The organism is Synechococcus sp. Lug-A (assembly GCF_024345655.1).
GTDB lineage: Bacteria > Cyanobacteriota > Cyanobacteriia > PCC-6307 > Cyanobiaceae > MW101C3.
Map to the genome: position 1 here is coordinate 22,967 of NZ_JAGQBN010000004.1, position 19,694 is coordinate 42,660.

Annotated in this window: 23 protein-coding genes, 1 tRNA gene and 2 pseudogenes; 22 read left to right on the forward strand and 4 right to left on the reverse strand. The window is 65.7% G+C overall.

Annotation, left to right across the window (positions count from 1 at the left end; translation table 11 throughout):
• Nucleotides 1-4 precede the first annotated feature (4 nt).
• The 6 genes from KBY86_RS04050 (at nt 5) to KBY86_RS04075 (ending at nt 3,320) form a co-directional block, all read left to right on the forward strand.
• Nucleotides 5-280 carry a DUF2470 domain-containing protein gene (locus tag KBY86_RS04050; RefSeq protein WP_094514093.1) on the forward strand — a complete coding sequence of 92 codons (276 nt, stop codon included), beginning with the start codon at nt 5-7 and terminating at the stop codon, nt 278-280.
• Nucleotides 281-383: 103 nt separating this feature from the next.
• Nucleotides 384-1,082 carry a ComF family protein gene (locus KBY86_RS04055; protein WP_255140330.1) on the forward strand — a complete coding sequence of 233 codons (699 nt, stop codon included), beginning with the start codon at nt 384-386 and terminating at the stop codon, nt 1,080-1,082.
• 32 nt (nt 1,083-1,114) lie between these two features.
• Nucleotides 1,115-1,187, forward strand: a tRNA-Phe gene (locus KBY86_RS04060).
• 178 nt (nt 1,188-1,365) lie between these two features.
• The gene (locus tag KBY86_RS04065; RefSeq protein WP_233133102.1) at nt 1,366-1,602 is read left to right on the forward strand and encodes a hypothetical protein; all 237 of its coding nucleotides are present in this window, start codon (nt 1,366-1,368) and stop codon (nt 1,600-1,602) included.
• Nucleotides 1,603-1,738: 136 nt separating this feature from the next.
• Entirely contained in the window at nt 1,739-2,335 is a 597-nt protein-coding gene (locus tag KBY86_RS04070) for a chromophore lyase CpcT/CpeT (RefSeq protein ID WP_094514098.1), read from the forward strand.
• 166 nt (nt 2,336-2,501) lie between these two features.
• Nucleotides 2,502-3,320: a phycobilisome rod-core linker polypeptide gene (locus KBY86_RS04075; protein ID WP_255101504.1), complete on the forward strand. Its 819-nt coding sequence runs from the start codon at nt 2,502-2,504 to the stop codon at nt 3,318-3,320.
• Nucleotides 3,321-3,402: 82 nt separating this feature from the next.
• On the opposite strand, the gene KBY86_RS04080 is transcribed toward KBY86_RS04075, so the two are convergent.
• Nucleotides 3,403-3,990: a hypothetical protein gene (locus tag KBY86_RS04080; protein WP_255140331.1), complete on the reverse strand. Its 588-nt coding sequence runs from the start codon at nt 3,988-3,990 to the stop codon at nt 3,403-3,405.
• Nucleotides 3,991-4,200: 210 nt separating this feature from the next.
• On the opposite strand from KBY86_RS04080, the gene KBY86_RS04085 reads away from it, so the two are divergent.
• The 12 genes and pseudogenes from KBY86_RS04085 to KBY86_RS04140 form a co-directional block, all read left to right on the forward strand.
• Entirely contained in the window at nt 4,201-5,046 is an 846-nt protein-coding gene (locus tag KBY86_RS04085; RefSeq protein ID WP_094514107.1) for a phycobilisome linker polypeptide, read from the forward strand.
• A gap of 31 nt (nt 5,047-5,077) precedes the next feature.
• Entirely contained in the window at nt 5,078-5,296 is a 219-nt protein-coding gene (locus KBY86_RS04090; protein ID WP_094514109.1) for a phycobilisome linker polypeptide, read from the forward strand.
• Nucleotides 5,297-5,707: 411 nt separating this feature from the next.
• Nucleotides 5,708-5,875: a hypothetical protein gene (locus KBY86_RS04095; protein ID WP_255140332.1), complete on the forward strand. Its 168-nt coding sequence runs from the start codon at nt 5,708-5,710 to the stop codon at nt 5,873-5,875.
• Between the two features lie 111 nt (nt 5,876-5,986).
• A pseudogene (locus tag KBY86_RS04100) lies at nt 5,987-6,250 on the forward strand (DDE-type integrase/transposase/recombinase); the annotation flags it as partial.
• A gap of 786 nt (nt 6,251-7,036) precedes the next feature.
• Entirely contained in the window at nt 7,037-7,555 is a 519-nt protein-coding gene (locus tag KBY86_RS04105; protein WP_094514122.1) for a phycocyanin subunit beta, read from the forward strand.
• 79 nt (nt 7,556-7,634) lie between these two features.
• Nucleotides 7,635-8,126, forward strand: a complete 492-nt coding sequence (gene cpcA / locus KBY86_RS04110; RefSeq protein WP_094514115.1) for a phycocyanin subunit alpha — start codon at nt 7,635-7,637, stop codon at nt 8,124-8,126.
• Nucleotides 8,127-8,233: 107 nt separating this feature from the next.
• Nucleotides 8,234-9,085 (forward strand): phycobilisome rod-core linker polypeptide, encoded by an 852-nt coding sequence (locus tag KBY86_RS04115; protein WP_255140333.1) that lies wholly within the window; start codon nt 8,234-8,236, stop codon nt 9,083-9,085.
• Nucleotides 9,086-9,947: 862 nt separating this feature from the next.
• Nucleotides 9,948-10,466 carry a phycocyanin subunit beta gene (locus KBY86_RS04120; RefSeq protein ID WP_094514122.1) on the forward strand — a complete coding sequence of 173 codons (519 nt, stop codon included), beginning with the start codon at nt 9,948-9,950 and terminating at the stop codon, nt 10,464-10,466.
• A 79-nt stretch (nt 10,467-10,545) separates the two neighbouring features.
• A complete protein-coding gene (gene cpcA, locus KBY86_RS04125; RefSeq protein WP_094514115.1) occupies nt 10,546-11,037 on the forward strand; it encodes a phycocyanin subunit alpha in 492 nt (163 codons plus the stop codon).
• Between the two features lie 211 nt (nt 11,038-11,248).
• A complete protein-coding gene (locus KBY86_RS04130; RefSeq protein WP_255140334.1) occupies nt 11,249-12,109 on the forward strand; it encodes a HEAT repeat domain-containing protein in 861 nt (286 codons plus the stop codon).
• A gap of 2 nt (nt 12,110-12,111) precedes the next feature.
• The gene (locus KBY86_RS04135) at nt 12,112-12,750 is read left to right on the forward strand and encodes a HEAT repeat domain-containing protein (RefSeq protein WP_255140335.1); all 639 of its coding nucleotides are present in this window, start codon (nt 12,112-12,114) and stop codon (nt 12,748-12,750) included.
• A 5-nt stretch (nt 12,751-12,755) separates the two neighbouring features.
• A pseudogene (locus KBY86_RS04140) lies at nt 12,756-13,217 on the forward strand (low molecular weight protein-tyrosine-phosphatase); the annotation flags it as partial.
• A 95-nt stretch (nt 13,218-13,312) separates the two neighbouring features.
• Here the strand turns inward: KBY86_RS04140 and KBY86_RS04145 are convergent.
• The gene (locus KBY86_RS04145) at nt 13,313-14,887 is read right to left on the reverse strand and encodes a bifunctional pantoate--beta-alanine ligase/(d)CMP kinase (protein WP_255140336.1); all 1,575 of its coding nucleotides are present in this window, start codon (nt 14,885-14,887) and stop codon (nt 13,313-13,315) included.
• A gap of 84 nt (nt 14,888-14,971) precedes the next feature.
• Nucleotides 14,972-15,523, reverse strand: coding sequence for a septal ring lytic transglycosylase RlpA family protein (locus tag KBY86_RS04150; RefSeq protein WP_094514131.1), 552 nt, complete (start codon nt 15,521-15,523; stop codon nt 14,972-14,974).
• A gap of 432 nt (nt 15,524-15,955) precedes the next feature.
• Between KBY86_RS04150 and purM the strand changes: the two genes are divergently transcribed.
• Together purM and KBY86_RS04160 are read left to right on the forward strand one after the other, a co-directional pair.
• Entirely contained in the window at nt 15,956-16,990 is a 1,035-nt protein-coding gene (purM, locus tag KBY86_RS04155) for a phosphoribosylformylglycinamidine cyclo-ligase (RefSeq protein WP_255101382.1), read from the forward strand.
• Between the two features lie 140 nt (nt 16,991-17,130).
• The gene (locus KBY86_RS04160; protein WP_094514137.1) at nt 17,131-17,763 is read left to right on the forward strand and encodes a hypothetical protein; all 633 of its coding nucleotides are present in this window, start codon (nt 17,131-17,133) and stop codon (nt 17,761-17,763) included.
• Nucleotides 17,764-17,814: 51 nt separating this feature from the next.
• Here the strand turns inward: KBY86_RS04160 and KBY86_RS04165 are convergent, their stop codons facing one another.
• Nucleotides 17,815-18,822: an aldo/keto reductase gene (locus tag KBY86_RS04165; protein WP_255140337.1), complete on the reverse strand. Its 1,008-nt coding sequence runs from the start codon at nt 18,820-18,822 to the stop codon at nt 17,815-17,817.
• Nucleotides 18,823-18,898: 76 nt separating this feature from the next.
• Between KBY86_RS04165 and KBY86_RS04170 the strand changes: the two genes are divergently transcribed.
• Complete coding sequence (locus KBY86_RS04170; RefSeq protein WP_255101380.1) at nt 18,899-19,039, forward strand: hypothetical protein; 141 nt, start codon at nt 18,899-18,901, stop codon at nt 19,037-19,039.
• A gap of 128 nt (nt 19,040-19,167) precedes the next feature.
• Nucleotides 19,168-19,647, forward strand: a complete 480-nt coding sequence (locus tag KBY86_RS04175) for a hypothetical protein (RefSeq protein ID WP_255101379.1) — start codon at nt 19,168-19,170, stop codon at nt 19,645-19,647.
• The last annotated feature ends 47 nt before the right edge of the window (nt 19,648-19,694 follow it).

Here is a 19,694-nt window from a genome sequence, read left to right on the forward strand (position 1 = left end):
GTCGATGTCCGCCGATCCCCTCACCTCAGCCGTCAGCGCACGCATCTGCGCCCACATGAACAACGACCACGCCGAGGCCGTACTGGCCTACGCCCGCCACTACGGCGGAGTGGCAGACGCCCAGGCGGCCCACATGCTTCAGGTGCTGCCGGAAGCCATGGAACTCGACGTGGATGGCGCCACCATCTCCGTACCCTTCGATCACCCGCTCACGGACAGTGAGGACGCTCACCGGACCCTCGTCGCCATGCTGCGGGCCATGCCCTCACAGCCGGGCTGAGCGGCGTCTGAGCCGCAGGGATCACATTGGCGCCGGTTGGGAAGGCTGAGGAGACACGGCAGGTGGGAGTCCTGCCACTCCCCGCCACCCCCGCCCACACGCCATGTTCCGGTCGTTTTTGAGCGGCTGCTGTGAGCTGCTCACCATCTCGGTCTGCCCACGCTGCCGCCAACCGTCGCCCAGCCGAGAGCAGGCGAGGCTTCTGTGCCTGCCGTGTCAGGAGCACCTTGAGTTCACCGGCATCGGGCTGCAAGGAACCGAGCCGCTGCCCTGGTGGAGCCTGGGCGCCTATGACGGCGCCTTCCGCCGCGAGCTGCTGGGACTGCGCAAGCGCCCTGATCCGGCCATGATTTCCGCCCTGGCGCGCAGCCTGGGCGCCACCCTGCCGGACGCACTCTGCCGTGACGGGCTGCTGGTGGCAGTGCCGAGCTGGAAGCGCCGGGCGAATCCCCTGCCGGAACAGATCTGCGCCGGACTCCCCCTGCCGGAGGCCGCGCTGCTGCGCCGCCGCCACGCCACCCTCGGGCAGCACCACCTCAATCGCCAGCTGAGGGAGCGCAACCAAGCTGGCTCGTTCTGCCTCAGTGCCGAAGGCGAGCGGTTGGCCGAGCAAGGCCTGCGCGCCTGCGGCGACTTGCCGGCCCCCACCTGGAGGAAGCAGCAGGTGCTGCTGGTGGACGACATCCTCACCACCGGCGCGACGGCGCAAGCCGCCGCTTTGGCCCTGGGACAGGGGGGATTCCAGGTGGCGGGGCTGCTCTGTCTGGCCCGCACGCCAGCAAGAAGGCGCCACGCGCCGTGATCTAAGATCCGGGAGCGCTGCGGCCGCAGCCTGCCGGGATAGCTCAGTTGGTAGAGCAGGCGACTGAAAATCGCCGTGTCCCCAGTTCAAATCTGGGTCCTGGCATCCACCATTTCTGGCCTACAGCCTTTGCGTGCCGCGATTTTCGGGCACCTTGCGCTGTGTAGTTCTGCCTGGCTTCGTGCTCAGCCGCTGAAACTCCGGGTCGATTCCGGCGTTGGCGGCGGTCACCAGGCCGGGGCTTGCCGAAACTGCCATTGCCCTCCCCGACGCAGCTTTCATGATGCGCACCCCCCCCGAGTGGGACTCGAATCAACTGTTCAACAACGCCGACAGCTTTGGCATGTCGTTTGATCAGGCCTGGCAGGCCTCTCTGGCGGCCGACCCCTCCCCGGACCTGAGCGAGGCGGAGAGGCTCGCGGCCATCCTGGACGCCCTGAGTGACCACCCTTTCGCCATCAACCAGCCGGATCTGGTGGCCCAGGTGGCGGCGTTCCGCCTGCGGTTGCTGGGCGGCTGAGGCTGGGGCTGGGGCTGGGGCTGGGGCTGGGGCTGGGGCATGCTGCACCGCAACGTTCTTCGGCTTCCACTACAGGCTTCCAGCAAAGGCTCCGGCCAGAAACTGCCAGCGCAGGCTCCGCTCATAGGATCCGCTCATGACCACGACCCTGCGCCGTCTGGTGGAGATGCTGAGCGCCGGCTTCAGCAACCAGCACCAGGCGTTTGAGAACCCACCGATCTACGCCCACATCCTGGTGGCCTTCCGTCCCGTGCCGCAGCTCGGAGAAGGTGCCTTGCTGCTGGAGCAGTCGTATGCCTTCGCACCGCGGCAGCCCTACCGGATCCGCATCCTGCGGGCTGAGGCGTCACCGGATGGCTCGGTGCGCATCCATAACCACGCGTTGGTGGAGGAGAAGCGGTTCTGGGGGGCTGTGGAGGAGCCGGAGCGGATGGCGACGATCCAGAACGACGACCTGCGCCTGCTCAAGGGCTGCTCGTACGTGGTTCGCCAGCAGGGAGAAGGTTTCGTGGGCGAGGTGGAGCCCGGCTGTGGTTGCCTGGTGGAACGCAAGGGGAGCGTGGCCTACCTGGTGAGCAGCTTTGAGCTCGATCCCCGCGGGATGCGCACGATCGACCGCGGCCACGATCCGGAAACCCACCAGCAGCTGTGGGGATCAGTGGCTGGCCCCTTCGAGTTTCAGCGAACCCACGATTACAGCGCAGAGATTCCAGCCGATTGGTTCGCCGCCTGAGGCATGACCGTGGCGGGCGGCACAGCCCGCCCCACCAACTTCAAGACTTCTTCATGAAGAGAATGTCATGAACTCTTATTTTGTAAAGGAGTATGTGTGGATGCTTTTCATTCACCAAGATCGCGACGAGAGCCTCTAGCTTCTACCACCAGCACAACACTTTCGCATGCCTCTGCCCCTGCTCGAATACAGCCAGATCGCGCAAAATGCCCGCGTCAAAAGCTATTCCGTCGGCAGTGAGGAGGATCCCCGCCGCTCCCCCGAAGGCCTGCGCCGCAGCCCTCAGGACATGGACGCTTTGATCGAGCGCTCCTACCGCCAGATCTTCTTCCACGCCTTCAAAGTCGACCGCGACGCCGCCCTGGAATCGCAGTTTCGCAACGGCCAGATCACAACACGACTCTTCATTCGCGGTCTTCTGCTATCGCCGCGATTCCGTGAAGGCTTCTATCGCTGCAACAGCAATTACGCGATGGTGGATCAGATCGTCGGCCGCGTTCTCGGCCGCAAAGTGAATGGGGATGGGGAACGGCTCGCTCTCTCCATTCTGATTGCGCAGCGCGGGCTTGAAGGCTGTGTCGATGCCCTGCTTGAGTCGAATGAGTATCTCGATCGTTTCGGTGAGATGGACGTTCCCCAGCAATTGGGACGTGTGCTGCCTGGCAACCCCGGCGGTGAGCTGCCGTTCAACCAGCAAGCCCCCCGTTACACCGCTTACTGGAGGGACGCCCAGTCCAAACGAGCGCCTGCAGGGCCCTTCCGCGGCACCCGCTCCTGGGGCAGCACCCCCCACATGGTGATGGGCACCGACGTGATGGCTCCCGGCCCGGTTCCCGTTCAGGTGTCGCCCACCTGGAAGAACGGCCAACCACCACGCCTTGCGATGAATCTCTGGCTGCTGGCCGGAGGCCTCGGCGCTCTCGAACTGGTGAGGGTGCTGCTCACAACGGCTGGCGCCATGCTGAGCACCGGTTCTGGGGGCTGAGTCCCAAGCGTGAGCAAGGGCTTGGGCACCCATGGCCCAGGCCCATCGTTCATCTTCAGATGGCTTGCCCAGGCAGCCCGCTTCAGGCCGTCAGTTCATCCATGAAGGGTTGTTCCTCGTCCTCGGGAAACACATCGTCGGCTTCGCTGGGGCGTTCAGGGCGCTCCAAGGCTGCCGGCATGGAACGCGCCTTCGCCAGCGACGACTCCTGAGCATGGAGGCCGAACACCTTGGCCCCGCTCATGGCGCCAGCAGCCTCAGCAGCGGCCAGATTGTCCCTGTCGCCGGGCTCGGGCGGCGATGCTTCGAGCAACGACTCTTCCAACGGGCGCCCTTCGACCTGCGCGCGGCGCCTGGGCTGGGCATGCAGCACCTGCAAACGCGGCGGCGCGGCATTGGCTTCAGCAACTACCCCCTGTGTCCCCTCCAGCAGCGACTCCAGAGAGGAAAGCCGTTGGCCGGTGGCTTCCAGCACATCCACCAGAGCGGCGGCGCTGCCGGCTTGCACCGAAGCCTGCTCTTCCAGGCACCGCTTCTGCTCATCCCAGCGGCCCATGCGCTCTTCCAGCTCCAGCAGACGGAGGGTGAGCGTTTCGCAGATCACACTGAGCGACTGGAGCTGAAGGCTCATGCGATGGGACCAGGAATCCGCCGCAGGCAGGGACGTCATGGCTTCACACAACAGACCAAGGCATGGCCGGATGGTATCGGCGTTGGCTGATGGCGCCAGATCTCTGCTTTGTAACGATTCTGGAACCAGGCGCTGGAGGTTGTAGTCCCCCCATAGGATCCCGCTAATGCCAGACCCGTCCGCGAGTGCCGCGCCGTGTACGGCACCCTCCCGACAGGCCCTGTCTCCCCACCCCCGGCTCGCACGCCCATGACACTCGTCAACGCTGCCTATCTGGGCATTGACCGTTTTTCGACCTCGCAAAACAAGGAAAACTGGCTGAACGCCACCGAATCCGACAAGGCCACATTGATTCGGGCTGTTTACCAGCAGGTTCTCGGCTTCCAATACGTCCTCAAGAGCGATCGCCTTGAGGGTCCTGAATCCCTGTTCCGTCGCGGCTATCTGAGTGTGCGCGAGCTGGTTCGCCAGATCGCCAAGAGCAGCCTCTACCGCAAGCGCTTCTTCGAAAGCACCAACCCCTACCGGTTCATCGAACTCAACTTCAAGCATCTTCTCGGGCGCGCTCCCCAGAACAAGGCCGAAATGCTTGAGCACTTCACCATCCTGCAGGAGCAGGGCTTCGACGCCGAAATCGATTCCTACATCGACAGCGCCGAGTACCAGGAGCGTTTCGGAGAAGATCAGGTCCCTTACCTCCACGGCTGGAATTACTCCGCCGGGCAGCAGGGCCTTCAGTTCTCCTACCTCCTCCAGCTCACCCGCGGCGTGGCCGCTTCCGTGAAAGGTGATCTGGCCAAGAACCAATCCCGTCTCAACCCCTCCATTCACAAGGAAGCCCCCATTCCGGTGGTGAGCCCGAATGCCTGCGGTTCGGCTTTCCGCAAGGTGGAAGACGATGGCGTCACCCGCATGGGCGTGGGTGCTGGCCAGCAAGGCCGCACCTATCGCGTTGAGATCACTGGTTTCAACAACTACAAACTGCACAAGCGCAGCAACCGTGTGCGCTTCATTCCGTTCGACAAACTGCTGGAGTACCAGCAGCAGATTCACCGCCAGGGTGGCAAGGTTGCCAGCCTCACACCAGTGAACTGATCTTTCTCTCCATCCCCTCGCCATCCCAGCCATGAAGGTCTCCGCAGGCACCCGCGGCAGCAGCTTCAGCAGCAACCGCCAAGTCACCATCAGCGTCACCGGCATCGTCAACAACGACTATGTGCGCAGCTCTGATTGCGTCATGCAGGTTCCCTATACCCGCATGAACGACACGCTTCGGCTCGTGAACCGCCTTGGCGGCAAGGTCACCAACGTCTCCGTCAGCGGCGGCGATATCGCAGCGGATTGATTCCGGCGGGGACAACCCACGCCGCCTAGCGCCTGAAGCCTGGGGCCCTTCCTGGGCCTCTTCTCATCAAACCTCCTCCATGGGAGGTTTTTTTATGGCAGCAATGACCTGGATTTGAACGGACGGCGTGAACCCCGGAAGCCAGTCCAGGGTGAAGGAGAGTCTTCAGCCAGCCCGACGTGAGCCGGGGACTCGACCATGAAACACACCAGGCCTTCACCCGAACAGATCCTCCGCACGCTCCAGCCCGAAGGCTTCTGCGAAGCAGTGGAAGCTTCTGGCTGAGGCAGAGCTGGAGAAGGCAATGCGCAAAGACCTTGCCGAGAGCAACTTCTGAGCCCGGAACTCCGGCGCAGGGCCGTCGTGGTCCTGCAGGAGCGATACCGGGCATCTGAACGCTTCGTCTGTCGGGTGGCTGGCCAGCACAGCAGCACGCAGCGCCATGGCGGCAAGGCCATCGATCTGGAGGAGAGCAAGCTCCGGCGGCGGCCCCTAAGGATCGCGGCCGAACACATCCGCTGGGACAGCCGCATGGCCTATCGCCTTCTGCGTGAGGGCTGGATGGTGAATCACAAGTGAGTGCAACGGCTGTGGCGGGAGATAGGCCTGCAGCGCCCCACTCCTCGCAAGCAGAAGCGTGCACGACCCGCCGAAGGCTCCGTGCGGCCTCACTAGGGTGAGCATCCCCATCAGGTGTGGGCCATGGGCGTCCAGTTCGATGCCACCGCTGATGGAAGGCGGCTCAAGTTCCTGAACGTGATCGACGAGGACAGCCGCCTGTGCCAGGCGATCCGTCTGGGACGGCGTTGCAAGGCCAGAGATGTGGTGGCGGTGCTGGAGAAGCTGATCAGGCTCTACCCAGCTCCGGCCTTCATCCGCAGTGACAACGGGCCGGAGTTCATTGCTCATGCCCTCAGACGCTGGAGCGAGAGCAGCGGTACGGGAACGGCCTAGATCGAGCCAGGATCGCCTTGGCAGAACGGCTTGCCGAGTCGTTGAACGGACGGTTCCGCGATGCGTTCCTGAAGACGGAACTGTTCTCGACACCAACCAAGGCCCAGTTGCCATCAGACCAATGGCAGAGGGACCACAACACCCATGAGCTCCGCTTGACTTCGTCTACAGGCCGCACTCAGCGCTCCAGGGTCATGCGCCCCTGGGAGCAGCTCAACTGGGAGCTGCAGCATGGCCACAACCAACAACTCTCCTTCGGCCTGGACCGATCAAGGGGGTGACTTCAGGGGTGCGGTCGGGCAGCGCGGAGCTGGGCTGGCCAGTGTCAATCCGAACCGAGCTGAACTGGACGCACTTGACCAGCACGGAAACGGACTGGACGCGTTGATCCCCTCAACGTTGAACTTGCAGCGCTCGAGCAGGATTCCCACAACTCGTGGGCATCAAAGTGATCCCACACATGGGATTTTCACCAGGTTTCTGTTCGCTCAGATACATTCACTGGGGCCTGCCACCTCAGCCTGGGCATAGAAAGCCTGGCTTCACCACGCAAAAGCCTTGCCCCGCAATGGATATCAGCAGGCAATGACCATTTGTTAAGCATCGCTCACAAGATTAGGCGTTGGGCCAAAAATACGTAGGCCAAGTCGGGGGTCCGCTGGCACCGGTCAAACAACGGTGTTCAGCGCAAGACACACCTTTCTGGCTCGCGTGAACGCCTTTGGCGCTCTCGCTTTGCACACCCACCCTCCCGACCCCACCCGTCGAGAACAGGAGCTCATTTACATGTTCGACGCCTTCACCAAGGTCGTTGCTCAGGCTGATGCCCGCGGCGAATTCCTCAGCAGCGCCCAGATCGACGCCCTGGCGTCGGTTGTCGCTGACAGCAACAAGCGCATGGATGCTGTCAACCGCATCACCTCCAACGCCTCCAGCCTCGTCACCAACGCTGCTCGCGATCTCTTCGATCAACAGCCTGCTCTGATCGCCCCCGGTGGCAACGCCTACACCCATCGCCGCATGGCTGCCTGCCTGCGCGACATGGAGATCATCCTCCGCTACGTCACCTACGCCGTCTTCACCGGCGACGCTTCCGTCCTGGAAGATCGTTGCCTCAACGGCCTTCGCGAAACCTATCTCGCCCTCGGCGTCCCCGGCGCTTCGGTGGCTGAAGGAGTCCGCAAGATGAAGGACGCCGCCATCGCTCTCGTCAACGATCGCAACGGCATCACCCCCGGTGATTGCTCCGCTCTCGTTTCCGAAATCGGCACCTACTTCGATCGCGCCGCCTCTGCTGTCGGCTGATCGGCTGCACCTGGATCGGCTGGTCTCATCCCGCTGATCCAACCCTTTCTTCGGTTCCCACCTTCTTCTCCTTCACCCAATGTCGAAGACTCCCCTCACCGAGGCCGTTGCTGCCGCCGACTCCCAGGGTCGTTTCCTGAGCAACACCGAGCTCAACGCCGCCTTCGGTCGCTTCGAGCGCGCCAAGAACGCCCTCGAAGCTGCTCGCCAGCTCACCGCCAACGCTGACGCTCTCGTCAACGGCGCTGCTCAGGCCGTCTACAACAAGTACCCCTACACCACCCAGCAGCAGGGTTCCAACTTCGCCTCCACCCCCCGGGGCAAAGAGAAGTGTGCCCGTGACATCGGTTACTACCTCCGTCACATCACCTATTCCCTCGTTGCTGGTGGCACCGGCCCCCTCGATGAGTACCTCATCGCTGGTCTCGATGAAATCAACCGTGCCTTCGAGCTCTCCCCCTCCTGGTACGTTGAAGCCCTGAACTACATCAAGGCCAACCACGGCGTCTCCGGCGACCCCGGTGTCATCGCCAACAACTACATCGACTACGCCATCAACGCCCTCGTCTGATCCCTCGTGGATTCAACGATGCAACCGAGGATTCTCTCCTCGCTTGCCATCGGCGCAACGGAGGCCTCACGGCCTCCTTTTTTTTACCCTCTTCCAGCCCGGCACCCATGACACTCGTCAACGCCGCCTATCTCGGCATTGAGCGCTTCGCCAACGATCGCGGTAACGAAAATTGGAGCAACGGCTCCGATCAGGACAAAGGGAAACTGATCCGCGCCGTTTACCGGCAGGTTTTCGGTTACCAATACCTGATGGAGAGCGAGCGGCTTGAAGGGGCAGAGTCCCTCTTCAAGAACGGCTACCTCAGCATCCGCGAGTTGGTGCGGATGATGGCGAAAAGTGGCCTGTACAGGGCAAAGTTCTTCGAGAACTGCAACCCCTACCACTTCATTGAATTGAATCACAAGCATCTGCTCGGCCGCGCCCCTCACAGCAAGGCGGAGATGCTGCATCACTTCACGATCCTCCAGGAGCACGGCTACGACGCCGAAATCGACTCCTACATCGACAGCGATGAGTATCAGGCGCGGTTCGGGGAAGAAACCGTTCCCTACCTGCATGGCTGGGATTACTCCGTAGGCCATGCCGGTCGTCAGTTCTCGTGGCTGATGCAGCTCACCCGCGGAGCGGCTGCTTCGGTGAAGGGTGACACTGCCGGCACCAACTTCCGTCTCGGCAAGGCCCTCCACCAGGACCGTGCACTGCCCGTGGTGAGCCCGAACGCCGCCGGTGCAGGCTTCCAGCCCACCAAGGTCGCCAACGAGTCGATCACCAAGATGGCCAAGGGGATCGGCCAGCAGGCGAAGATGTATCGGGTGGAAGTCACCGGGTTCAACAACTACCGGCTGCACAAGCGCAGCAACACGGTGCGCTTTGTTCCCTTCAACAAAATGCTGGAGTACCAGCAGATGATTCACCGTCAAGGTGGCCGCGTGGCCAGCGTCACACCGGTGAACTGACTCAACGTCCCCAGAATCCATGGGCATCAGGCCCGGCGGTGACCCCGCCGGGCTTTTTTTTTGGCCGTGCAGCGCCACCACCGTCCCTGCCGTGCACCTGGCTGTCAAGAGAGAAGCGGCAGGAGCACGGGGCTGTCGCCAGAAACAGCACGCACCAGCCAAGGCTGGCGGGTCAGCCTGTCGGCCAGAGCAGGGCGATTGGAGCGGCGCGCCTCAGCCGAGCAGCCGCCGACCTGATCGTGGGCCGCAGGGCACCAATCCAGTGACATCGGGTCAGTGAGGTTTGACCAGTGGCGTTGGGCGGCCAGGCAGCTCACTCAGAGACGGAGCGTCTTCACCAGCGGCGGAGCGCTTTGACCCACTGAGCAGCGATTCGTCCGGCAGCGGGGCGACATGGCCAGCCGTCTATGGATCTGGGTGCTGGCGTGGTGACCGCGCCGCCCGGGCACCAGCGGACATCGACGCGGACCTTGCCGGAGCGGGGCAACCGCCCTGTGGAGGCAAGACACACAGGCTTGACCACTCAAGGCCTTGGGGCCGACTTCAAGAGAAGGCCGGCCGACCAGGAGCAATGGCTGACCGCTGCGGGGACCGGCCACTGGCGGACCCGGGCCAGCGAGGCGGAATCCGGAACGATGCCTGCAGCCTCAGGGCTTGCCAACGGGGAGGGGCGTCGCCATCGTTGTAGCGTGGAGGCACAGACAAGGGGGTCTGACCCCAGTGCGCAAGGGGCTAGGTGACCCTTTGTGAACTTCCCACGGAACGGGTGCGTTCGTCCGCAGAATAGCGCAGTCGATCGGAAGAATCCGATCGCTGTCAACCCCATCCCGACCCCGATCGTCGAGAACAGGAGCTCATTTACATGTTCGACGCCTTCACCAAGGTCGTTGCTCAGGCTGATGCCCGCGGCGAATTCCTCAGCAGCGCCCAGATCGACGCCCTGGCGTCGGTTGTCGCTGACAGCAACAAGCGCATGGATGCTGTCAACCGCATCACCTCCAACGCCTCCAGCCTCGTCACCAACGCTGCTCGCGATCTCTTCGATCAACAGCCTGCTCTGATCGCCCCCGGTGGCAACGCCTACACCCATCGCCGCATGGCTGCCTGCCTGCGCGACATGGAGATCATCCTCCGCTACGTCACCTACGCCGTCTTCACCGGCGACGCTTCCGTCCTGGAAGATCGTTGCCTCAACGGCCTTCGCGAAACCTATCTCGCCCTCGGCGTCCCCGGCGCTTCGGTGGCTGAAGGAGTCCGCAAGATGAAGGACGCCGCCATCGCTCTCGTCAACGATCGCAACGGCATCACCCCCGGTGATTGCTCCGCTCTCGTTTCCGAAATCGGCACCTACTTCGATCGCGCCGCCTCTGCTGTCGGCTGATCGGCTGCACCTGGATCGGCTGGTCTCATCCCGCTGATCCAACCCTTTCTTCGGTTCCCACCTTCTTCTCCTTCACCCAATGTCGAAGACTCCCCTCACCGAGGCCGTTGCTGCCGCCGACTCCCAGGGTCGTTTCCTGAGCAACACCGAGCTCAACGCCGCCTTCGGTCGCTTCGAGCGCGCCAAGAACGCCCTCGAAGCTGCTCGCCAGCTCACCGCCAACGCTGACGCTCTCGTCAACGGCGCTGCTCAGGCCGTCTACAACAAGTACCCCTACACCACCCAGCAGCAGGGTTCCAACTTCGCCTCCACCCCCCGGGGCAAAGAGAAGTGTGCCCGTGACATCGGTTACTACCTCCGTCACATCACCTATTCCCTCGTTGCTGGTGGCACCGGCCCCCTCGATGAGTACCTCATCGCTGGTCTCGATGAAATCAACCGTGCCTTCGAGCTCTCCCCCTCCTGGTACGTTGAAGCCCTGAACTACATCAAGGCCAACCACGGCGTCTCCGGCGACCCCGGTGTCATCGCCAACAACTACATCGACTACGCCATCAACGCCCTCGTCTGATCCCTCGCGGATTCAACGATGCAACCGAGGATTCTCTCCTCGCTTGCCATCGGCGCAACGGAGGCCTCACGGCCTCCTTTTTCATGCGCCTGCCTGAATCTGCCTGGCTGATGCTGGCAGGCTCAGGCAGGGCCACCGGACACCGGTCCGGTTGTTCTTCCGGCAAAGGCAGGCCACCCGCCTGCCTTTGCGAACCCGACACACAGCGGCCATGGATGTCGCCGGATCCACCATCGACACACCCCTCTCAGACCCTGCCGCCACGGGCGGTGGCGCACCGATTTCGGAAGCGGAGGCCCTGCGGCGGCTCCGCCAGAGCGAAGACCAGTCGTTGCAGTATTACGCCGCCTGGTGGCTGGGTCGCATGCGCAGCCGCCACCCCGACGCCGTGCCCCTGTTGTGCGTGGCCCTGAGGCAGCGCCAGCCCCGCCAGCTGGACGCCGGGGTGGAGCACAATGCCGTCGCCCGCAACGCCGCCCGCGCCCTGGGCAAGCTCGGCTCTGCCGACGCCGTCGCCGACCTGATCGAAGCGCTCGACGATGAGGACGACGGGCTGCGCGAAGCCGCGGCCCGGGCCCTCGGTGAGCTGGGAGCCACCGCCGCGGTGGAGACTCTCTGCCGACGGCTCGCCAGCGGTCCCGCCGTGGCCGGGGCCGTGCAGCCGGCCAGCAGTCGGCTGCAGGAACCCTGCGAAGCGCTGCTGGAAGCCCTTGGGTCGCTTGGGCAGGCCACGCCCACCGTGCTGGCTGTGATCGAGCCCTTCGTGGCGCATGAGCGGCCGTTGATCCGCAGCGCCGCCTGCCGCGCTCTGCTGCAGCTCACGGGCGACCATCGCTGGGGCGAGCAGCTGGTGGAACTGCTTGATCATCCCCAGCTGCAGGTGCGGCGCGCCGCCTTGATGGATCTTGGAGCTGCCGGCTGGCGGCCTGCGCTGGAGCCGATTCGCCGCACCCTGGCCGAAAACAGCCTCAAGCTGATCGCTTTGCGCGGGCTGGCGGAAAACCTGCAGCCGCCCGCCGTGTCCGATCCCGCCACCACCGCTGTGCTGGCAGTGATGGACGACCTGCTCTGACCATGTCATCTGCTGATCCGAGCGTTCTGATTCGCAACCTCAAGGAGGCCGACAGCCCCGTCGGGCTGCTGCAGGCCACCCGCGCCCTGGCGACGGCCTGCCATCCAGAGGCTGCTGTCCATCTGGTGGAGGTGCTGGGCTTCAACAATCCCGGGGCAGCGGTGGCGGCGGTGGAGGGATTGGTCGCCCTCGGCACCGCTGCCGTGGAGCCCCTGCTGACCAACATCGACGGCTACAACTACGGCGCCAGGGCCTGGGCCGTGCGCGCCCTCTCCGGCATCGGTGATCCCCGCGGCCTGGCGGTGCTGGAGGAGGCCCTTGCCGAAGACATCGGGCCGAGCGTGCGGCGTGCGGCGGCCCGCGGGCTCGGCCAGCTGCGGTTGGAGAGCCTGCCTCAGGAGGAGCGCAGCGCCATCTGGCAGCGCTGTCTCACGGGGCTGCTGGCTGGAGCGGCCGATCCGGAATGGGTGGTGCGCTATGCCGTCGTGGTGAGCCTGGAGCAACTGCTGCCCCATCCTCTTGCGGCTGAACAGCACGTGCGCGGGCTGGCGCAGCTGGAGGGACTGGCCGCGCCGGCTTCGGAAGACACCTTGGTGGTGCGTCTGCGCGCCAGGCTGGCGCTCGACAATCTGTCTGGCTGATGGCGATGGCTCCGACCCGTGTCCTGTTTGTCTGCCTCGGCAACATCTGCCGCTCCCCGGCGGCGGAAGGGGTGTTCCTCAGCCAACTGGAGCAGGCCGGGCTCTCGCACGCCTTTGCTGTGGATTCCGCCGGCACGGGCGGTTGGCATGTGGGCCATCCCGCCGATGCGCGCATGCGCGCCGCTGCCGAGCGGCGCGGCATCCTGCTCACCAGCCGGGCCCGCCAGCTCGAGCGGAGCGATCTCGACCGCTTCGACCACATCCTCACGATGGATGAGGACAACCTGGCCGCCGTGCGTGCCCTGGCCGGCGACGGGAACCACAGAGCCACGGTCACCCCACTCACCACCTACTGCCGCCGCCACAGCGCCAGCCACGTGCCCGATCCCTATTACGGCGGCAGTCAGGGATTCGAGCAGGTGCTCGACCTTCTGGATGACGCCTGCGCCGGACTGTTGGCACACCTCGAAGCCAGTGGCGGCGAGGGTGGCTCTGCCAGTGGAGGCGCCGCCGGCGGTGGACACGACCCTGGCGGTGGAGCTGGAAACGGAGCCGGCGCGGCTTAGGCCGGATCCGGCCAGGCCTCTTCCGGCACCCGCTCGCGAAACAGTTCGGTGAGCCGTTCGATCACCGCTTCGATCGCCATACCATCGGTGATCACCTCCACCGCATCCTCGGCCTGGAGCAGGGGCGCAACAGCCCGGGTCGAATCGAGCCGATCGCGTTCGGCGATCTGCGCCACCAGCTCCGCGCCTGCTGGTACAGCGAAGCCCCGCTCCGCCAGATCGAGCGCCCGGCGACGCGCCCGCTCCGCCACGGTGGCCGTGAGGAACACCTTCAGCTCGGCGTCCGGGAATACAGCTGTGCCGATGTCGCGGCCTTCGGCCACCAGGCCGCCGCGCTCCCCCATGCCCTGCTGCTGACGAGTGAGCGCCTCACGCACACAGGCATGGGCCGCCACCACGGACACCTGAGCGGTGACGTCCGGACTGCGGATCGCCGTGGTGATATCGGTGCCGTTGATGGTGACGCACGGTTCGCCGCCGGGGCCGTTGTCGAGGCGAAGCTCCAGGGCCTCGAGCAGGGGAGCCACAGCCGCGGCATCGGCAGGATCGGCCCCCTGGCGCTGCACCCACCAGGTGACGGCGCGGTACATGGCGCCGGTGTCGAGATAGATCAGCCCCAGCCGCCGGGCGAAGGCGCGGGTCACTGTGCTCTTGCCGGCGCCAGCGGGGCCGTCGATGGCGACGATCGGGAGACGGGTCATCAGAACGGTGTGATCGATCAGGCGGCTGGGCCCGCAACGGACGGCCACGGCGAGCAGAGCCATGGCGCGGAGCTGGGTCACCGGCGCCAGGGTCTGGGGGACCACCAGCTCGGCGTACTCCACCGCAAGGGCGGCAGCCTCGAGACCTTGGCACACCGCCTGCTGCACCACGGCGGCGCTGCGTTCGCCTGCGGCCACCAGGGCCCGGCCGGCTTCCAGCGCCCGGGGCAGGGCTGCAGCCTGCAGGCGTTGGGAAGAGGTGAGATAACGGTTGCGGGAGCTGCCGGCCACGCCATCGGCTTCACGCCAGGTGGGACAGCCGCGGATCTGCAGCGGCAGCCCGAGATCGGCCACCACCCGACGCAGCACCACCAGCTGTTGCCAGTCTTTTTCGCCGAGCCAGAGCTGCTCAGGGCGGATGAGACCCAGCAAACGGCAGACCACCGTGGCCACCCCTTCGAAGTGGCCCGGGCGGTGCCGGGCGCAGAGGCCGGCAAGCAAGGCCGGCGGCGGGCACACGCGGGTGAGGCCTGCGTCACCACCGGGGAAGAGCTCTTCGGCCGTGGGCACGAACAACGCCATTGCTCCGGCCGCCTCAGCCAGAGCACGATCGGCCTCCAATGTGCGGGGGTACGACTGGAAGTCCTCGCCCGGGCCGAACTGGAGCGGGTTGACGAACAGGCTCACCAGCACGCGTGGCTGGTGGCGGCGGCCATCCGGCGCGGGCACCGGCCGGCCGGCCCGCTCGATCAGGCTGAGATGGCCGGGGTGAAGCGCCCCCATGGTGGGCACGAAGTGGAGGGGCACGTTCCGGGTGGAGGGGGTGCCGCACCAATGCTGCAGGTCCCGGCGAGTTCTCAGCAGGCGCACCGGCTCCACAAGCGAAAGGCCCCAACCGAGGGATTCTCGGATGGGGCCTGTGCACCCCTCAGAAGGGGTGTTGAAGAGGAAGACCTACCGCAGGACTTCCAGGCGGACCGGGGCGAGGCCGCTGGCCACGAGGCCCAGGTGCTGGGCGGCTCCATGGGCGAGGTCAATGACGCGGCCGCCGGTGAAGGGGCCTCGGTCATTGATGCGCACCACGGCCGTGCGGCCGTTGTTGAGGTTGGTGACCCGCACCTTGGTGCCGAAGGGGAGGGTGCGGTGGGCGGCCGTCATGGTGCCGGGGCGGAACACCTCGCCGTTGGCGGTGCGATTGCCGAAGAAGCCGGGGCCGTACCAGCTGGCTTTGCCGCTGCTCACGTTGACGACGCGCGGGGCGCGGGGAGCTGGGGCGACAGGGGCGGGAACAACCGGGCGCACTTCGGGTTCGGGAGCGACTTCGCTCTGCACTTCCCGGATGGCCACGTCAGTGCTGGTTTCGAGCTGGACCGTGGGCTGGCTCACCTGGGCCGAAGCCAGCAGGGGGGACTTGTGGGAAAGGGTCGAATCAGCCAGAGCCGGTACGGCGAGGCTGCTGCCGGAGAGCAGAAAGGCGATGGCGCCAAGGGAAAAGGAAGGTTGCATAACGCTCGGAACGCCCCTGGGTGAAAGAAATCGCCAATGAGAATTGGGAAATTTCTTTGGCTCTCCGCGCCAGGTAACGACCTGGAGCATCGAGCAGACGAAGGGAATTCCTGGGCAGAAGTAACGGCCCGGCAAAGTTAGGCTGTCTTTTCAGTGCAGTTCGGCCAGGAATACGCCGAAGAAAATGATCAGGAACAATCATCAAAGCCGACATCCCTGTCACTGTCTGCACTTCCTGACCACCACCGCCCAGGCAATGATCAGCGAACCCGATCACCCCGATCAGCGCCACTGATGGTTTCCTGTGCCAATCGACCCAGCGTCTACCGGAAATGGCGCCCGCCGGTCGCGAGCGGCACTGCATTCAGCGCAATCTGTCCCGCTGCATCGGAGGATCGGAGCGGAGATCGCCCGCCCTGAAGGACCTGAGCCATGGACTACCGCAGTGCAGGGGTGGATGTGGTCGCCGGTCGCGCCTTCGTTGAGCGCATCCGCAGCAGCGTGGATTCGACCCGCCGGCCTGAGGTGGTGGGGAACCTCGGCGGCTTTGGAGGGCTGTGCCGGCTGCCGGCCGGGCTGAAGAAGCCGCTTCTCGTCTCCGGCACCGATGGCGTGGGCACCAAGCTGGAACTGGCGCAGGCCCATGGCCGTCACCACGACGTGGGCATCGACCTGGTGGCCATGTGCGTGAACGACGTGGTCACCAGCGGCGCCGAGCCACTGTTCTTTCTCGACTACATCGCCACCGGCAAGCTGAGTCCTGAGGCCATGGCGGCCGTGGTGGAAGGCATCGCCGACGGTTGCCGTCAGAGCGGCTGTGCCCTGCTGGGTGGGGAAACCGCCGAGATGCCCGGCTTCTACCCCAGCGGTCGCTACGACCTGGCGGGGTTCTGCGTGGCGGTCGTGGAAGAGGACGCACTCATCGATGGGCGGCAGGTCAGCGCCGGTGATCGCCTCATCGCCCTGGGCAGCAGTGGCGTCCACAGCAACGGTTTCAGCCTGGTGCGACGGGTATTGGAGGCGGCAGGGGCCAGCAGTGAAACGCGGCTGCCCGGCAGCGGCGCGTCGGTGATCGAGGCCCTGCTGACGCCCACCCAGCTGTATCCCGCCGCAGTGAAGGCCCTGCTGACTGCTGGGGTACCGCTCCGGGCAATGGCCCACATCACCGGCGGCGGACTGCCGGAAAACCTGCCACGCGCCCTGCCGGCACACCTGCACGCAGTGATCGATCCCGCCAGCTGGGAGCGGCCTGCGCTGTTCTGCTGGCTGCAGGAACAGGGCAGCATCCCGGAAGAAGACCTCTGGAACACCTTCAACCTGGGGGTGGGATTCGTGCTGGTGGTACCGCCAGCGGCCCTGCCTGATGCGCTTGCCGTGTGCGCCGCCATCGGCCAGGCGGCCTGGCCATTGGGAGTAGTGGCAGAGGGCTCTGCAAGCAACCGTCCACTTGGGGGGTTGCCGTACTGACACCGCCTGCCAGAAATGACAAATTGGATTCGGCTTATCCGCGATCGGTCGTCGAGCAGGTGACACGATTCGCTTCACATGCTCCCCAGGCCTTCTGGAGCCAGCAGGAGCCACGTCTTCGTCGATAACTCCCTTTGTCCATGATTCCCAACCCCGGTCGCATCACCCGTCGCCGCAGCTCCGCTCCTCCTCTGGCTCCCGTGCCGCCTCGTCGCCACGGCGAAAGCTTCTCCCGACCCCCGATCCGCCCCACCTTTCTCACCCTGAGGGACTACGGCAAGGTGTATGTGGCGGATCTGCCGCGCCTCTCGGATGGCCAGCTGGGCCACGTGCTCAAGGAAGCCCGCGACATCCTCGAGAGTCTCAACAACCGCCTCAAGGAACTTGAACTGCAGGCCTCGCTCAGCCCGCTGGAGCAGGAAACCGTGATCCGGGCCGGCACCAAACGGGATGTGACCGAGCGCTTCATTCAGGCCCTTACCGAAGAGCTCGAACAGCGCCGCAACAACCCCGCCCTGCGCGCCGCCGTGGGCGAATCCCTGGCCCGTACCTTCCTGGAGATGGCTCGCCATCGGCTGCCAGGTTCAACCTTCGATTCCCTCCTGCAGGAGGCGATGGCCGCCTGCGGCGGCGACGACGGCTCCGCTCTGGCTGAAGCGGACGACATCGCCGACGAGGACGAATCGGAGGAACGCTCCGCCCCGGTGCTGGTGCGCGTCACCCGGCCTGCCGCCATGCCGGTGGTGCTCACACCCGATGCCTCCCCGGCGTAAGCCCCCAGGGCGCCTGTTCATCCATCGCCCGCCGTTCTGGAGCGCTTGGGTTCAGGCGCTCTGAAAGGGATTGGCCGGCATGCGCACCGGCAGGGCCAGTGCCAGCCCATCAAGCTCGTGGCGTTCAGCAGCGCTGAGCTGCCAGACCAGCGCTGACGCTGCTCCATCCACCTGTGCCGGCGTGCGCAGGCCGGGGATCGGCATGGCTCCGTGGGCGCGGCACCAGTTCAGCGCCACTTCCGCCACCTGGGCCCCACGGGCATGGGCCACCGCCCGCATCGCCTCGAGCAACGGGGTGATCCGTGGCCATAAGCGGCGGTACAACACACCCCTCGGGCCTACCGGCCAGCTCTCGCCAGCCCGGTGGCGATCGCTGAGCAGCCCCAGGGCGAGCGGGCTGTAGGCGATCAGCTCGACGCCGAGCTCGCGGCAACAGTCCGCCACGCCCCCCGGCGCCAGGGCCTCAGGTGCCAGCAGCGAGATCTGCACCTGCAGGCTCGCCAGCCGCACCCCCCGCTCGGCCAGGTGCCGGTGCACGCGGCGCAGGCGCTGCGGGCCCATGTTCGACACCCCCAGGCTGGTGGCAGCGCCGGCCAACACCCGATCCGCCAGTCCGTCGAGCAGGGGCCCCTCCTGCCAGGGCGCGTAGCGGGCGGTGCTCCAGTGCAGTTGCACCCGGTCGAGCTTGCCTCGCAGGCGCTCGCTTGATGCATCGAAGGCACGCCCGAAACCGCCGCGGCCCAGCCGCCAGGGGAAGGGGGCCAGTTTGGTGGCCAGGCACAACGCCTGCCGCTCGCCGGGTGGCAGGGCCGCAGCGAAGCGGCCGAGCAGGGTTTCGCTGCGGCCCGTGAACCGGCCGGTGCCGTAGGAGTCGGCGGTGTCGAAGAACCGGAAGCCCTGGGCCACCGCCCGCTGAAACGTGGCCTCCAGCTCGGCGTCGTGCCGCTCGGGCTGGTAGCCCCACAGAAACTGGTTGCCCCAGGCCCAGGTGCCCACGCCGATGGCTGGGACCGCCGCTGCCGGTGCAGCAGGCTCGAGGGAGGAACTCCGCTCCTGCATGGCTCCACGTTCTCCACGGCCTGGTGGCCATGATCGTGGTTCGTTGCTGTAGTGCGTCATGCAGCCAGGCGGCCGGTTGCCCGAGCCCAGCCCCGAGCCTCCCGTGGCCGTGGCTGATTCCACCCCTGCCGAACCGGTGCTGTGCCAGCACTGCGGGCGCACCGCCAGCAACGGGATCGCCTGCCAGGGGTCCTGCGTGGCCGATTCCGGCTACTGATCCACGCGTTGGCCGGCGCTTCTGCTCCGGCCGCTCCCCCGGATCAGCACAGACAATGGGGATAATCCCGCCCCTGAGCCGTGCAAACTTCTTTGAACGTGGCGGGCCGATGGGCGGCCCGTCTCTCCTTGGCGTTACTCGCCGCCGCCCCGCTGGGCGGTTCCTTCCCTTCGGTCGTCCGAGCCGCTGAGCCGGGCGACGATTTCGGCCGGCTGCGCAAAGCACCCGATACCTGCCGCGCCAACCTGGCGGAGGCGCCGGCAGTGGCCTGCACGTCGATCCAGCTGGAACAACGCGCCCGTGGGTCGCTCAGCATCCGCTTCTTCCTGCCGGAAGCGGAGGCAGTGAGCCACCAGCTCACGTTTGCGGGGGTGTTGACGCCGGGCAGCCAGCCGCTGCAATGCCGTCAGGGCCGTTGCCGCCTGCAGGGGCCGATCGAAACGGAGATCGGCAGCATCAGCGAAAGCGGCTTCGACGGCCGTGGGCTGGCGACCAGCTTGCCGAAGGCCTGGCCGGTGCGGGGCCGCTGCAAGGTCGAGCAACTGCAACTGAGCTGCGAAGGCACATCCTTCAGCGGAGAGCGCTGGCAAGCGCAGGCCAGCTTCTGACGACGCTGCTACCGCGCCAGTGACCTGCACTCTGCCGAAGCCCCGGG

Bases quoted from the DNA above. Each gene is read 5' to 3' on its own strand.
- KBY86_RS04050 (WP_094514093.1), top strand. From the start codon at position 5: ATGTCCGCCGATCCCCTCACCTCAGCCGTCAGCGCACGCATCTGCGCC.
- KBY86_RS04055 (WP_255140330.1), top strand. From the start codon at position 384: ATGTTCCGGTCGTTTTTGAGCGGCTGCTGTGAGCTGCTCACCATCTCG.
- KBY86_RS04065 (WP_233133102.1), top strand. From the start codon at position 1,366: ATGCGCACCCCCCCCGAGTGGGACTCGAATCAACTGTTCAACAACGCC.
- KBY86_RS04070 (WP_094514098.1), top strand. From the start codon at position 1,739: ATGACCACGACCCTGCGCCGTCTGGTGGAGATGCTGAGCGCCGGCTTC.
- KBY86_RS04075 (WP_255101504.1), top strand. From the start codon at position 2,502: ATGCCTCTGCCCCTGCTCGAATACAGCCAGATCGCGCAAAATGCCCGC.
- KBY86_RS04080 (WP_255140331.1), bottom strand. From the start codon at position 3,990: ATGACGTCCCTGCCTGCGGCGGATTCCTGGTCCCATCGCATGAGCCTT.
- KBY86_RS04085 (WP_094514107.1), top strand. From the start codon at position 4,201: ATGACACTCGTCAACGCTGCCTATCTGGGCATTGACCGTTTTTCGACC.
- KBY86_RS04090 (WP_094514109.1), top strand. From the start codon at position 5,078: ATGAAGGTCTCCGCAGGCACCCGCGGCAGCAGCTTCAGCAGCAACCGC.
- KBY86_RS04105 (WP_094514122.1), top strand. From the start codon at position 7,037: ATGTTCGACGCCTTCACCAAGGTCGTTGCTCAGGCTGATGCCCGCGGC.
- cpcA (WP_094514115.1), top strand. From the start codon at position 7,635: ATGTCGAAGACTCCCCTCACCGAGGCCGTTGCTGCCGCCGACTCCCAG.
- KBY86_RS04115 (WP_255140333.1), top strand. From the start codon at position 8,234: ATGACACTCGTCAACGCCGCCTATCTCGGCATTGAGCGCTTCGCCAAC.
- KBY86_RS04120 (WP_094514122.1), top strand. From the start codon at position 9,948: ATGTTCGACGCCTTCACCAAGGTCGTTGCTCAGGCTGATGCCCGCGGC.
- cpcA (WP_094514115.1), top strand. From the start codon at position 10,546: ATGTCGAAGACTCCCCTCACCGAGGCCGTTGCTGCCGCCGACTCCCAG.
- KBY86_RS04130 (WP_255140334.1), top strand. From the start codon at position 11,249: ATGGATGTCGCCGGATCCACCATCGACACACCCCTCTCAGACCCTGCC.
- KBY86_RS04135 (WP_255140335.1), top strand. From the start codon at position 12,112: ATGTCATCTGCTGATCCGAGCGTTCTGATTCGCAACCTCAAGGAGGCC.
- KBY86_RS04150 (WP_094514131.1), bottom strand. From the start codon at position 15,523: ATGCAACCTTCCTTTTCCCTTGGCGCCATCGCCTTTCTGCTCTCCGGC.
- purM (WP_255101382.1), top strand. From the start codon at position 15,956: ATGGACTACCGCAGTGCAGGGGTGGATGTGGTCGCCGGTCGCGCCTTC.
- KBY86_RS04160 (WP_094514137.1), top strand. From the start codon at position 17,131: ATGATTCCCAACCCCGGTCGCATCACCCGTCGCCGCAGCTCCGCTCCT.
- KBY86_RS04165 (WP_255140337.1), bottom strand. From the start codon at position 18,822: ATGCAGGAGCGGAGTTCCTCCCTCGAGCCTGCTGCACCGGCAGCGGCG.